10 protein-coding genes are annotated in these 12,753 nt (G+C 67.6%); 6 read left to right on the top strand and 4 right to left on the bottom strand.

Annotation, left to right across the window (positions count from 1 at the left end; translation table 11 throughout):
• Positions 1-262 precede the first annotated feature (262 nt).
• The 6 genes from AB0M88_RS50870 (at position 263) to AB0M88_RS50845 (ending at position 9,220) form a co-directional block, all read left to right on the top strand.
• Positions 263-580: a hypothetical protein gene (locus AB0M88_RS50870; protein WP_364115151.1), complete on the top strand. Its 318-nt coding sequence runs from the start codon at positions 263-265 to the stop codon at positions 578-580.
• A 152-nt stretch (positions 581-732) separates the two neighbouring features.
• Complete coding sequence (locus AB0M88_RS50865) at positions 733-1,158, top strand: hypothetical protein (protein ID WP_364115149.1); 426 nt, start codon at positions 733-735, stop codon at positions 1,156-1,158.
• 97 nt (positions 1,159-1,255) lie between these two features.
• Positions 1,256-2,956: a ParB/RepB/Spo0J family partition protein gene (locus tag AB0M88_RS50860; protein WP_364115147.1), complete on the top strand. Its 1,701-nt coding sequence runs from the start codon at positions 1,256-1,258 to the stop codon at positions 2,954-2,956.
• 108 nt (positions 2,957-3,064) lie between these two features.
• Entirely contained in the window at positions 3,065-3,193 is a 129-nt protein-coding gene (locus tag AB0M88_RS50855) for a hypothetical protein (RefSeq protein ID WP_364115145.1), read from the top strand.
• 624 nt (positions 3,194-3,817) lie between these two features.
• On the top strand, positions 3,818-8,116 hold the full coding sequence (gene mobF, locus AB0M88_RS50850; RefSeq protein ID WP_364115143.1) for a MobF family relaxase: 4,299 nt from the start codon (positions 3,818-3,820) through the stop codon (positions 8,114-8,116).
• A 69-nt stretch (positions 8,117-8,185) separates the two neighbouring features.
• Positions 8,186-9,220 (top strand): hypothetical protein, encoded by a 1,035-nt coding sequence (locus AB0M88_RS50845; RefSeq protein WP_364115141.1) that lies wholly within the window; start codon positions 8,186-8,188, stop codon positions 9,218-9,220.
• 79 nt (positions 9,221-9,299) lie between these two features.
• Here AB0M88_RS50845 and AB0M88_RS50840 read toward each other — a convergent pair whose 3' ends face one another.
• The 4 genes from AB0M88_RS50840 to AB0M88_RS50825 form a co-directional block, all read right to left on the bottom strand.
• Positions 9,300-9,488: a GNAT family N-acetyltransferase gene (locus AB0M88_RS50840; RefSeq protein WP_364115139.1), complete on the bottom strand. Its 189-nt coding sequence runs from the start codon at positions 9,486-9,488 to the stop codon at positions 9,300-9,302.
• Positions 9,489-9,822: 334 nt separating this feature from the next.
• Positions 9,823-10,893, bottom strand: coding sequence for a hypothetical protein (locus AB0M88_RS50835; RefSeq protein WP_364115137.1), 1,071 nt, complete (start codon positions 10,891-10,893; stop codon positions 9,823-9,825).
• Positions 10,894-11,038: 145 nt separating this feature from the next.
• Positions 11,039-11,728, bottom strand: a complete 690-nt coding sequence (locus AB0M88_RS50830) for a hypothetical protein (RefSeq protein WP_364115135.1) — start codon at positions 11,726-11,728, stop codon at positions 11,039-11,041.
• A gap of 481 nt (positions 11,729-12,209) precedes the next feature.
• The gene (locus AB0M88_RS50825; RefSeq protein WP_364115133.1) at positions 12,210-12,548 is read right to left on the bottom strand and encodes a hypothetical protein; all 339 of its coding nucleotides are present in this window, start codon (positions 12,546-12,548) and stop codon (positions 12,210-12,212) included.
• Positions 12,549-12,753 lie beyond the last annotated feature (205 nt).

Below are 12,753 nucleotides of genomic sequence, written 5' to 3'. Positions count from 1 at the left end.
CCAAGGGGTAATCACACCGGCTCCCGGGCCGCAAACCCAACCCCGGGGTTTGCACCCCAGAATCCGGCGTGATGAATCGAAGATCAGGCCGCCGGGATGACCCACCACAAGAGATGGCGCGCCTCCAAAAACCCAAAAAACGCGCGTGACCTGGCCATTTGCGTTGCCCCTGTGCGGGCATAAGGGTAACATTAAACGTGCAAGGGCAAGGGACGGCAACCCCGAGCCCAGGCACTCAGAATCCCGAGCCGAAAGGTCGACGATGGTCATTAAGGTCGTCCAGCTCTACATCACGCCAGCCGCCCTTGACCTGATCGCAGCCCACCACGCGGAGGAAGGCGACGCCTACAACACCGCAGCCAGCTACATCCTGCGGCACCACCGGGGCGACTGGGGCGAGGTCGACGCGCGTGACTCCCGATCAAACGACGCCGCAGTCCAGAGTGGCGATCGTATCTTGTCCGCCTACACCCAGCCCTGCACCAACCGGAGCACCTGCCCGCACGGCGAACACGAACTGTGGGTCATCACCGACCCCGGACACCGCGTCACCACACTGCTAAGACCGCAAGACTACTAAGTCGCCGGTTCGGGCTCGGCCCACAAGGCCGAGCCCGAACCAAGGCAAACTAGTTGCCCGAAAACACGAAGTCGGGTAACATTAAACGCGCAGGGCGAGGGACGGCAACCCCAAACCCGGCACTCAGAACCCCTCATGCCAGGAGGCAAACATTGGTCTACGCCCATGAGCTCACCGGAGGCGAGATCGTCGAGCACCACCTCACCCGCGCGCCGCTGCACGTCGAGACAGCCCGGATCGTCTCCGACCCTCCCACCGGCGCACAGGCGATCGTCATCACCGGCCACCACGCCCACACCGGCGAACCCTTGACCGCCGAACACTCGGCCGCCCTCAACCTCACCGAGGCCAAGCTGACCAACCTGTTCGTCATCTACAAGGGCAGCAGGACCGACCAACACGGTCTCTGCCGACTGCTTGGCCCCTGCCTCGACCAAGCGTGCATAAACGCCGCCGAGCGCCGCTACGCCCTGCGAACCGCGACGGGCCTCGAACTCTGGCACGTACGGGAAGCCTCATTCACCGCCCAATTCCCGATCTGCCACCACTGCGGCGCCATCGCCGGTCAGCTCATCTGACCAACCGTCAACCCGCCTCGGCCGAACCACATTGGCCCGGCCGAGGCGGACCCAACCCCGCACCCATTCCAATCCAAACCCTCAGGGAGAAATTCTCATGGCTGACAAAGCCACCGCTGTTCTCGACCCGACCGCCGAGTCGGAAGGTAATCCGGAAGAGCGCGAAATCGTCGCTGCCGCCCAGGCCGCCGGTCAGATGATCCACGACCTGCCGATCGACGCCGTCGCCCCCGACCCCGAGAACCCGGCCAGCCGCCTGCACCCCGATGCCGACTTCATCGAGTCGATGAAGCTGGGCCAGCTCTCTCCCGGCGTAGTCGTCCCGCTTCACGTGTGGACCGGACACGGCAACGACCCGAAGGAGCTCTACGCCGCCCGCGCCGAGGCCGAGGGCATCGACTCCCAGGCCGAGCCCGCCAAGTACGCCGAAGCCCTCGACACGGCCGCGAAGACCATCGAATACGTCATCGTCTTCGGACACCGGCGATGGGCCGGAGCCAAGGCCGCCAAAAACGCCACCTACCGCGCCGTGGTCACCGAGACCGTCAAGGACCGCACCACCAAGCGCCTACAGCGCGTCATCGAGAACGTCCAGCGCGCCGACTATTCGCCCTTGGAGGAAGCGCACGAATACCAGCGCCTGATCAAAGAAGACGGGCTCAGCCAGCGCGAACTCACCCGCCAGACCGGCATTCCCCAGTCTCAGATTTCCCGGCGTATCGGCCTGCTCAAGCTGCCCAAGCAAGCCCAGGAAGCACTCGACACCAAGGCCATTACTATCGAGGTCGCCAACGCCCTGATCACGTTCGCCAACGAGCCCAAGCGCGTACAGCGCGTGCTCGACCGCATCGCGACGATGCCCAACAACACCGACGAAGAACGGGAGGCCCGCACCCGCGCCGCCAAGGACGCCGCCCAGATCGAGGCCCGCGCCGCCGAGGCCGCCAAGGAGCAAACCAAGAAGCGCAACGAACTCAAAAAGCGCGGCATCCCGCTCATCGAGGACCTGGCCGCCTACTTCGAGGAGCGCCCGCGCCACCGCCACGCCTACCAGATCCTCGGCAACGACAACGTCGAGAAGGCGATCGCCGACGGCACCGTTATCGCCTGGGTCGCCAACGGTGGCGTCGTCGAGTGGTACACCACCAAGGAACGCGAGGAGCCCCCGGCACAGACCACCCCCGAGGCCCCCGCCGAGCCCACCCCGGCCGCCGACGCCGCTACCTCCCCGGACTCCGCAACGTCCCCGGACGACCGACCGGCCCCCGACACGAACACCGGGACGAGCGTGGCCGCCCCCGCCACCCGCAAGAGCGCCGAACCCGTGGCCCTCGCCGAGACCGATGAGCAGCGCCGCGCCAGGGAAGAACGCGAACGCGAAGACCACGAAATCCGCACCGCCACCGCCGCCCGCGACGCCGCCTGCCTCCGCATCGCCTCCAAGGTCCCCACCCGCGACCAACTCACCAACCGGCTGTCTCGCCGCATGCTGCTGGGCGAAGACATCGAAAACCTCGACGCCCAGAAACTCGCCATCGAGTGGCTACGCACCGCGAGCGTGATCGACGCGGAGACCACCGTGTACACCCTGTTCGGAGACCACGACCGCGACGACCTCAAGCTCGCCACCCGCGCCGCCTACATCTACGACCTGGCACTCGACGAAACCCGTATCCGTCAAAGCGACGGCTACGACAAAGCCGACGCACGCCATGTCGATCGACTGACCAAGGAAGCCGGATACGAACCCACCACCTGGGAACAAGCCCAGCTCCACACTGAGACGACCACCGACTAACGCAACAAGGCCCCGGCCCCGCCACAACGGCGGGGTCGGGGCCTGATGCTGTCAGCATCACTTACCGCACAAGCCCGCCAGTCAACCCGCTAATCAGTAAAGGCCGCCATGCCCATCATCAACAACGACCGCCTCGGCCGCACCATCGTCCGTATCGGACGAGCCCTCGCTATCGCCGCCGCCTCAGCCGCCGTCATCGCCGCTCTCCTCCTTACGGTCATCATCCTTCTGCGCTGACACGACCTGCGCACCCAACCCCGAACCAAGGCCCCCGCCGGCCGGTCGACCGCCACCACGAGGCCGGCCGACCCGTCGGCGGACAGGCTGAACCTCAACAATGACCCCCGCCCGACGCGCCACCTCATCTTGCGGAGCCCGCTGCTGCGCCTGACGCACCCGAGCCGCGCTCGCCCCCGCCAACTGCGCGGCCACGTCCACCGGAAGCAGCGAAGCCAACACCGCCAAAGCGAGATCCACCGCCCCGTCCGCCTCACCCACCGCCGCATCGAGCCGAGCCAACTCAGCCGCCCGTCTATCGCGTGCCCGCTCCGCCGCCTCCGCAGCAGCCAACGCCGCCGTCAAAGCCGACTCCTCCGCCTGCTGCCGACGCCGCAAGCCCAACACAGCCTCATTCGTTGTTCTACTCGCCATGCGTTAACGCTATATTTTCGGCTTTCGTTAAAGCCAGACCAACCAATCGTTGAATGTTACTTCTGTTGCGCCTGCAATCGTTGAACACTGTTTGTACTGACCCTCACCAGCATCGATATCGGGTCACCCTAAACCCCTTCTCAGACGTAGCACACCCCCTGGCATTTCCAATGTCGATAAAGGGCCCGGCGGGCACTTACGCTCGGCGGCATGCTCTCGGTAACCCGCATCTCTCCGGGAGCCGGGATCACCTATCTGGCCCAACAGGTGGCCACCGGCCGGCACGACTTCCGCCCCGCCGCGCCCAACGCCACGGTGGCTTATCACGCCGACCCGAAGGCGCACGGCGAGGCGCCGGGCTGGTGGGCCGGCCAAAGCCACGCACTGTTCGGGGTCCACGGACGGGTCAGCAACGAGCAGCTGCAAAAGCTCATCGGTGAGGGCCGCCACCCGCAGACCGGTGAACAACTCGGCCGGCTGTGGCACAAATTCCAGCCGATGGACGACCAAGGCCGCCAAGCCGCCGTCGAAAAAGCGTGGAAAGCGCTGCCCGAGGACGCTACCTATGAGCAGATCGCGCAGGTGTGGCTGCGGATCTGGACGGCCCCGGAACGACACCCAGTCGCCGGGTTCGACGTCACCGTGTCCCCGGTCAAAAGCGTTTCGCTGTTGTGGGCATTCGGCGACGACCGGGTCAAACGCGAGGTGATGGCGGCCCACCACGAAGGCGTCCGCGCCGCGCTGGAGCACCTGCGCGAGCATGGGGCGTTGACCCGGCTGGGCACCAACGGCATCGTGCAGGTCGACACCGACGGCCTCGCTGCCGCGGTCTTCGACCACCGCATGTCGCGTGAGAAAGACCCGCAGCTGCACTCGCACATCATCGTCTCGTCCAAGGTCCGCGTCGTGCGCGACGGCCGGGAAACGTGGCTTGCCCTGGATAGCAAAGCGTTCTACCAGGCCACCATCGCCGCCCGGATCGCCTACGAACGCGCCGTGGAACACCGGCTCGCACACCGGCTGGGGGTCCGGTTCGCCGCCCGGGTCGGCTCTCCGATCCGTGAGATCGTCGGGTTCAACCCGCTGGCGATCCGGCACTACTCGAAACGTCGCTCCGCCGTCGAGACCGAACTCGGCAGCCGCCACAGCGACCCCGCCACCGGCCGGGAGTGGATTCCGGCCGGTCGGTGGCGGCGCTCCGCGCAGGACGCCACGCTGCGTACCCGCCGACCGAAGGAGGGTCCCGAATCCACCAACGAAGCCGTCGCCCGGTGGCGCCGTGAAGACCGTGAGGCCGGACTGGAAACCGCCGCTGAGGTTCGCCGCATCACCGTCGGTCGCATCCTCGATCCCGTCGACCAGCAGGCACGACAGATCATCCGCCTCGCCCAACGCCACCGCGGCGGCCAGCCGGTGCGCGTCGAGGACCTGCACGCCGCAGCCCTGCAGCTCGGCTTGGCCCGCGACGAGCAGCGGGTGCCGGCCGTTACGGCCGCCATCCGGCGTCTTCCGCGCCTGGCTGTGGAACGCGCTGTCGACGAGCTCAGCGCCGAACGCGCCGTGTTCACCCTGGATCACCTCGAGCTGGCGATCGGCCGTCAGCTGAACGTCAACCCAGCCATCGAGCGCCGCGCGGACTGGCGGAAGGTGCAGCGCTACGCCGTCGAAGCGGTCCGCACCCGCGCCGGTGGACTGCGGGTGCTGACCCCGCCGGCATTGCTGCAGTGGGGGGAAACGTTCCTCCGCGACAGCGACCGGCAAAGCGTTTACTGCCGCCACCGCGAGCTGAAACTGTCCACCGAACCGGTGCTGGCCGCCGAGAAAGAACTCATCGCCTACGCCACCCGCCACGGTGCCACCCCCGCACCCCGAACCCTGCTCAATGCAGTCGCCGACCGGCTGAAACTGTCAGACGAGAAACGCGTCGCGCTGCACTTCGCCGTCGGCGACGACCGCCGGGTCACCGGGATCGTCGGGCCGGCCGGTACCGGAAAAACCTACCTGCAGCGGGCTGTCGGTGTCGCCGCCCGTCAAGCCGGCATCCCCGTGCTCGGCCTGACCGTCGGGCAGAACGCCGCGTTCGTGCTCGCCGACGCCACCCGCGACAGCGGGCAGCCGGGCATCCGCACCGAGAACATCGCCATGTGGCTGCACGCCCAAAACTTCCCACCGCAGGACACCAGTCCGGACGACTGGGCGTTCCAGCCCGGCCAGTGGGTCATCGTTGACGAAGCCTCGCAGGCCTCCACCGTCGATCTCGTCCGCCTCATTCAGCTGCTCGAAGCGGTCGGCGGGAAGCTGATCCTGGTCGGTGACCCCGAACAGATCTCCGCCATCGGGCCCGGGGGGATGTTCCGCTACCTAGCCTCCCTCGGTGTCACCACCGAGCTGCGTGAGGTCCGCCGCTTCAGCGACCCGTGGGAAGGCCCTGCCTCGCTGCGGCTGCGTGAAGGCGACACCACCGTGCTCGCGGAATACGAGCGCCGCAGCCGGATCATCGCCGGGCACCGCACCGACCTCATCGCGCACGTGCTCGACGGCTGGGCCGCCGACATTCTGCAAGGCCGTACCAGCCTCATCCTCGTCGAGACCGAAGCCGAAGCCGCCGACATCGCCACCCAGGCCCGGCAGCTACTCATCCGCGCCGGCATCGTGCAGACCGGTCCCACCGCCACCCTCGCCGACGGCACCCACGCCGGTGTCGGGGACCTGATCGTCACCCGGCGCAACAACCGCACCCTGATCGCCGGTGACCAGTTCGTCGCCAACCGCACCCAATGGCGCGTCCTGGAACTGTCCGCGCACGGCGATCTGCTCGTCGAGAACACCACCAGCGGCGCCTCCACAGCCTTGCCCGCCACCTACGTCGCCGACCATGTGCAGCTCGCCTACGCCGCTACCGTCGACTCTGCGCAAGGCCGCACCGTCGACGCCGCCCGCGCCATCATCGATGCCGCGACCACCCGGGCCCGGCTGTATGTCATGGCCACCCGCGGGCGGCTGCTCAACCTGCTCGCCGTCGTCACCGCCGACGAACCCCCAGAATCACACCCACCCGCGGCGCCGCCCGCCGGTGTCACCGTGCTCGCCGAAATCCTGCGCAACGACAGCACCGACCGCTCCGCCACCGAAACCGAACAGACCCTGTGGGCTGATGTCGATGCCCTGCGGCACTGGGGACCGATCTACGACGACCTGTCCGCCCGGGCCGGCACCGACCGCTACGCGGCCGTCGTGCGCACTATCGCCGGACCGGCCGTCGCGGCTGATCTCACCGCCGACCCCGCTCTGCCCGCGCTCAGCGCTCGGCTGCAGACGTTGGCCGCCGCGGGCTACGACCCCGAACAGGTCCTTGCTGCGGTGGTGTCGGCCCGGGAGCTGCGCAGCGCCCGCGACGTCGCCGCGGTCCTTGCCTGGCGCATCTACGACACCTACGGCGACAACCCCGTCGTCGATCCGGCCGTGGCGCTCAGCCCCGGCCAGGCCGGCACCTACACCCAACGCCTCCCCGCAACCGACCACGACGGCAGCGAAGAACTACGCAAAGTCGCCGCCATCTGCGACACCCGCATCGACGCTCTCGCCCAGCAAGCCGCCACCGAGCGGCCCGCTTGGACGCGCGCGCTCGGGCCGCTGCCTGACGATGCCGCGGGTCGGCGGCAGTGGACCGGCCGCGCCGCGGTCGTCGCCGCCTACCGCGACCGCTACAGCGTCGCCACCGACGATCCCATCGGCCCCGAGCCGTCCTCACGCGACGCCGGCCGGTGGGGAGGATGGCACCGCGCCCAGACCGTCCTCGGCGTGGCCACGCTCGCCGGGCAGATCAGCGCCGCCACCGACGGCCAACTCCGCGCCCTGATCGCCGCGCAACGCGACGCCGACCAGAACGCACCCGCGTACGTCGCTGGTCGGCTCCGCGTCGCTCACACGCAACTCGTGGCCGCCGAAAATCAGTTCCGCGACGTGCGTGTTGACCTGTCCACCGCCCAGAGCACCGCGATAGCGGCGGCCCGGCACGCCGACGCCACCACACCGAAGTGGTGGCAGGCCGGGCCGCTTCAGGCCCGCGCCGCGGTCCGTCACCAGCACGCCAAAGTAGACGCGCTCCGTGCCGGCGTCACCGTCGACGAGCTTCAGGAGCGGCTCAACTCGGCACGCGGGCGCATCGATACCGCCCGCGAACGGGTACGCGAGCTCGAAGGCCAGCACCAGACGTGGGTCGGCTGGTACACCGACGCGCTGCCCACCCGCTACGCCGGCCTGGCCGCGGCGGCCGAGGCCGCGCGCCGCGCGCAGAACCTCGCCGACGACGCCAACAGTCTCGCCGACACCGTCCGGGAGACCGCGGCCCGCGTCCGCGCCGTCGACGCCACCCGCCCCCAACCTCACGCGCGGCCCGTTCCCGACGACCTCACCACCCACGCCGAGGCCGCACAGCAACGCGTCCTCGAGGACGCCGAACTCGACGCACCAGCCGACCGCTCTGAGCCGGAGGCAGACCATGCCTGAAACCCGCATGCTCGACCGCAGAACGCACGTCGATTCGGTGCCTCTCACCTGCCGGAATCGGATCGGGCTATGAGCGGGCACCCGGTCGCGTTCGTCGACGAAACCTTCATCCGCCTGCGCCAGCATCCCGGCGCGTACCTGTTCGCCGCCGTCCTCGTCGACGCCGACGACCTGCCGGACGTCATCGACGCCGCCCGCCAAGCCGCCGGCCACCACGGCGAGTTCCACGCCAGCGACCTCTACCGACGCGGCCACATCCAACCCATCGAAGACATGCTCGACACCACCGAAGCCCACGCCGGCTGGACCCTCATGGTCGCGCAAGCACCCCTGGGCGAGCATCAAGAGGTCGCCCGGCAAGCCGCGCTGACACAGCTACTACGCCAGCTCAACGACCAGAAGGTCCGCGACGTCGTCCTCGACACCCGAGCCAGCCCCCGCGAACAACTCGACACCCAGCTGCAGGGCCGCAAGGTCAACCCGAGCGACCTACCCGACATCACCACCTACCGGCGGCTCGTCCGCGGCCAGCACATCAACGCCCGGATGCGACTGCAGCACGTCGACGACCGGCACCAACCCGCACTGTGGCTACCCGACGTCACCGCCTGGGCCTTCCAACGCGCGCTGGTGTTCGACGAACCGCAATGGTGGAGCCGGGTCGCCGGCGTCGCCACCATCCACGACGCTGCGACCGGCAGAGAACTCTCCCTGACAAACGACAGGACCGCTCCACCCACAGGCGAACACGGTCCCCAAATCCTGAGCCCAAGTGCTCAAAACTCGTTGTCGTCGACGTCATTCTATACGCTCAACGGCGGCACCACGAACCGCGCACAAGGACCCGGCCACCTCTACAACGCTTTGCTGACCCAAGCAATCGATGCGCGGACAGCGCCGCAGAACACGTCACTGGCCACCAGTATCGCCGAGCTCGCTGCGAACATCGACCGGCTCGCGACGACCATCGACGCCGCTACCTCTCACGGATCGCAGCAGGACCTACGCCAGTCGTCCGCCCGGGAGATCGTCGACCCCTCCGACGTCGTACCCGCCGACCCTTGTGCACCCGAGCCGGACCACGAAGAGCCCGGCATCGACTGATGACGGTGCCGGGACTGATACCAGCGGGTGGATGAGTCTCGGCAGCTCGCTGGAACCCGAACCGATGAACAAGCTCAGGTCAAGGAGCGGCCGGCTCCCAGATCAGGAGCTGCCGGTGATGGCTGAAGCCGTTGCGCAGGTAGAAAGCGACCGCAAGGCGGCCGGAGTGCACCGTCAGGTGCGACAGGTCCCGGGTACGCGCCTCGACGAGGATCGCGGCCATCAGCGCGGCCCCAATACCCTGGCTGCGGTACTGCTGGCGAACCATGACCGACTGGATGCCGCCGTAGCGCCGGTCCCAGCGATGCCTAGCGGGGTAACCGTTACGCGACGAACAGCCAAACGGCGCATGACTACGCACCCGTCAACCTCGACGACGAACGCCAAATGCGTCTCAGCATGGGCGGCCACCCAATCGGCATACGCTACGAGCTCGTCCGGTCCGATGTCTTGCAGCTCCGCGAGCGCCGCCGCATCCGCCAGGTCGGCCCTCCGCACGATCAGCCAAAGGACTGTAGTCGAGGACGAGACCGGCACGGCCCCGACATGCTCACGGCTGCCCCTGACGCGGCGGCATGCACCTGTAGGCCGTTTGGTACGGGTTACGCCTTCTCGGGTTCTTCACCGTCTGGTGAACGCCGAGGAAGCTGGCTCGCGTGCTCAGCGGCCCATTCCCCGAGTGCCTTTGCGACGAAGTAGTCCACGAAGGGTCGGATCGCGTCCGGGGGAACGTCGGTGATGTCGAGCCGCGCGATGAGCGAGTCGTACATGGATCGAAGCCGCGCTTCACGTACTTCTGGGGCGTCATCGGCGCCGGCGCCGGCGAGGTATACGCGCGTTGCACCCGCCTCCTTCAGCAAGGCCACGATGCCAGCCCGGCCCAGCTTGTGACCCATTCCTTTACCGACGGTGGCCAGCAGCGGCGGCAGCACTCGCTTGGCGTGGTCCTCGCCATACCGCACGAACAGATCTGCCGGGACCGCGGTGCTGTTCGCGATGGCCCCGGCCAGCACACCTACGCAGGCGTCTACCAACCGCACGGGTGCGCGACGGACCCATGACTTCGCAGGCCGGACAGCGAAGCCGGAATCCGCTGTGACGTGCCGGCGCAGCGCGGAGTTGGTGGCATGGGTGAAGTATTGCGACGCAGGCCGGTACGCGAGGTCGTACAGGTGAATGGCCAGAGTGGCGGATGTCTTCGAGTCGATCTGCTGGGTCATGGTCCGTACGGCTGGCAGGCTCTGCGGTTCTCCGAGAGCGCTCAACGCTCGCCGGATCAGTTCCTCCGGGATGAAGTCGGTGCACGATAGGAAGGTCAGCATGGCCGCCGCGCCCTTGTACTCGGATGCGCGAAGTTTGACCGCGGCTCCAGGAATGAGCAGACACCAGAGACCGACGATGCAGGTCTCGATGACAGTGCGAGCGAGCAGGGCCGCCGCCTCTCGTTGGCGTGTCCGGACTGCTCGGCGCGTCTCGCGCTGCAAAAACAGCAACCGCAGCAGCGCCAATCGTGCGTAATCCTCGCCGGTGACCTGCTCCTCGTCCCGAGGCAGGGGGCAGCTGGTGGCGAGCATGCGGGCGCTGCGGCGAACGCGAATGCGACGCGGCAGGTCAGGGTAGGGCAGCACACCACAAAGAACCACGCGAGCGAGCGCGGACAGAATCGCTATCACAACTCGGCATCATCGCAGGAAATGACTTCCGGCCGCGCCAGCTTTTCGGCGCGGCCGCCCTCACCGACCTCGGTTCCCCCGAGAAAGCCCACCGGAGCGGCCGAGGTCAGCTTTAAGGCTCATGACGATCGCTGCGGCAGCCCAGTCAGCGAAGAACCTTGTCTACCTTGCTGAGAGCCCGTCGTGTCACATCCTCGGTCGCCGTGGTGTCGGCGGTGCCGCCCGTCGTCAGATTGGAAATCGCGAGGACGACGCCGGCTCGACGCACAAGAACCTGGTCCATGCTGACGGTGACACCAACTGTCTGGGCCGTAGCACGAAACGCGAACGTCTCATCGCCGACTTGCGGGAAGGAGAGGCCACTCATGAACATGTCGAATGACCTGCCATAACCACCGTCGATGCTGAGTTTCCTACATGCTGCAACCGCGGCGGAGAAATCTGTGAGCATCTTTTTCGCCTCAGCCGGTGGTAGAGACAGAAGCCCTTCGGAGAAGGCCGCGGCGGCGGGTGACTTGAACTCTGCAGCAGGCGCGTCGCGATATCGCTGGATTACGGCCCCGAGCTGCGGGCACTCGGCATACTCGCCGGATGAGTCCTTGGTCGAGGAGTTATCGCTCTCCGGGTCGACGCTCCACCCGGTCGGCAGTTCCGAGACACTCAGCAGCGCATCTTCCAACTGCTTCGCCGAGAAAATACGGTTTGCGACGGCCCGGGCGCCGGAATCTGCGCGAGCCGGTGGATCAACCGTCTGGGCACGCCGAGAATCAGGGCTCCCGCAACCAGCCAGCACGACCACCATCGCCGCCGTCACCATGCCAACCAGCCCGCGCATCCGAAACCCCGATTCATTGACGCATCCACATGGACCAGCCAGTCATGGTAGCGGCCCCTTTTCACCGTCGTTGGCAGGCGCCATCGGGGGCCGCCAGGTGTGCGGCTGTACGGCGAGTCCTCGACGGTCGGCGTCGCGCCCCTTCTGATCAGCGGGTTTCCGACCTCGATTGCAGTCACCGAACGCCGCCGGCACGATTTCATCAGTGTCGTCCGGCCCCGGGGAAAATTGGCGACGTGCCGGCCATGTCGTTGCCCGCGCCGACCCGTCACGGCGCTGATCCCAGGCCCCGTCCGCGGGGACATCCCAGCACGGGCAGATGACCATCGGCCGCAGCGCGGAAGCGAGGAGATCCGATACATGGGCGCGGCCAACGGATTCAGCGATGTCATCTGCACCCACGTTCGACCCGGCAAGAACATCGACTCGTCGTCGTAGTGCGGCCCATGTGCGGTTTCGGCCCGTACCGGGTGGCGGCCGGTCACGGGTAGGCCCCGTCGTTGTCGGCTTCGCTGACCGCGATGCGCTCGGCACGGCACAGTCCACAGGTAGCGGCGCGGTGACCGCGGTGAGCCGGGCACACCTCCTCCGCTACCGGACGCGGCGATACGACGGCGTCGACGGCGGTTTGCACCGGTGCGCCGCGGAAACCGGGACGCCGTTCAATGTCGATCTGTTCCCGCCGCATCCAGTTGCGCCAGGTGGCCAGCCAGTCAGTTTTGCGGCCTCGCTGCCCGGGTTGGGCTTTCCAGTAGTCGACAAATGCGTCGGTTGCTGCGCGTCCTACGTCGGGGGTGTTTTCTCGTGCCCAGGCAATCATGTCGTCGGTAGCTCGGAAGTCGTCGGGTAGCCGGGACCCGTCGCCTGGGCCCGGCGATGATGGGCCGGGTGGGGCAGCCGGCGTTGTGCGGTGTCCGCGGTCGCGTCCCGGACGGTCTTTGGATGTGGAACTCTCCGAAGGAGAGTTCCTTAAAGATGCGTGTCCGCCGAGCGGACTACTGCCGTCCGCCAGGCGGACCGCCTGG

This window comes from Actinoplanes sp. NPDC051411, assembly GCF_040682075.1.
Taxonomy (GTDB): domain Bacteria; phylum Actinomycetota; class Actinomycetes; order Mycobacteriales; family Micromonosporaceae; genus Actinoplanes.
Note: the sequence above shows the minus strand (reverse complement) of the source record. Positions and strands in the feature narration are given on the sequence as shown.

Bases quoted from the DNA above. Each gene is read 5' to 3' on its own strand.
- mobF (WP_364115143.1), top strand. From the start codon at position 3,818: ATGCTCTCGGTAACCCGCATCTCTCCGGGAGCCGGGATCACCTATCTG.
- AB0M88_RS50860 (WP_364115147.1), top strand. From the start codon at position 1,256: ATGGCTGACAAAGCCACCGCTGTTCTCGACCCGACCGCCGAGTCGGAA.
- AB0M88_RS50840 (WP_364115139.1), bottom strand. From the start codon at position 9,488: ATGGTTCGCCAGCAGTACCGCAGCCAGGGTATTGGGGCCGCGCTGATG.
- AB0M88_RS50870 (WP_364115151.1), top strand. From the start codon at position 263: ATGGTCATTAAGGTCGTCCAGCTCTACATCACGCCAGCCGCCCTTGAC.
- AB0M88_RS50830 (WP_364115135.1), bottom strand. From the start codon at position 11,728: ATGCGCGGGCTGGTTGGCATGGTGACGGCGGCGATGGTGGTCGTGCTG.
- AB0M88_RS50855 (WP_364115145.1), top strand. From the start codon at position 3,065: ATGCCCATCATCAACAACGACCGCCTCGGCCGCACCATCGTCCGTATC.
- AB0M88_RS50845 (WP_364115141.1), top strand. From the start codon at position 8,186: ATGAGCGGGCACCCGGTCGCGTTCGTCGACGAAACCTTCATCCGCCTG.
- AB0M88_RS50825 (WP_364115133.1), bottom strand. From the start codon at position 12,548: ATGATTGCCTGGGCACGAGAAAACACCCCCGACGTAGGACGCGCAGCA.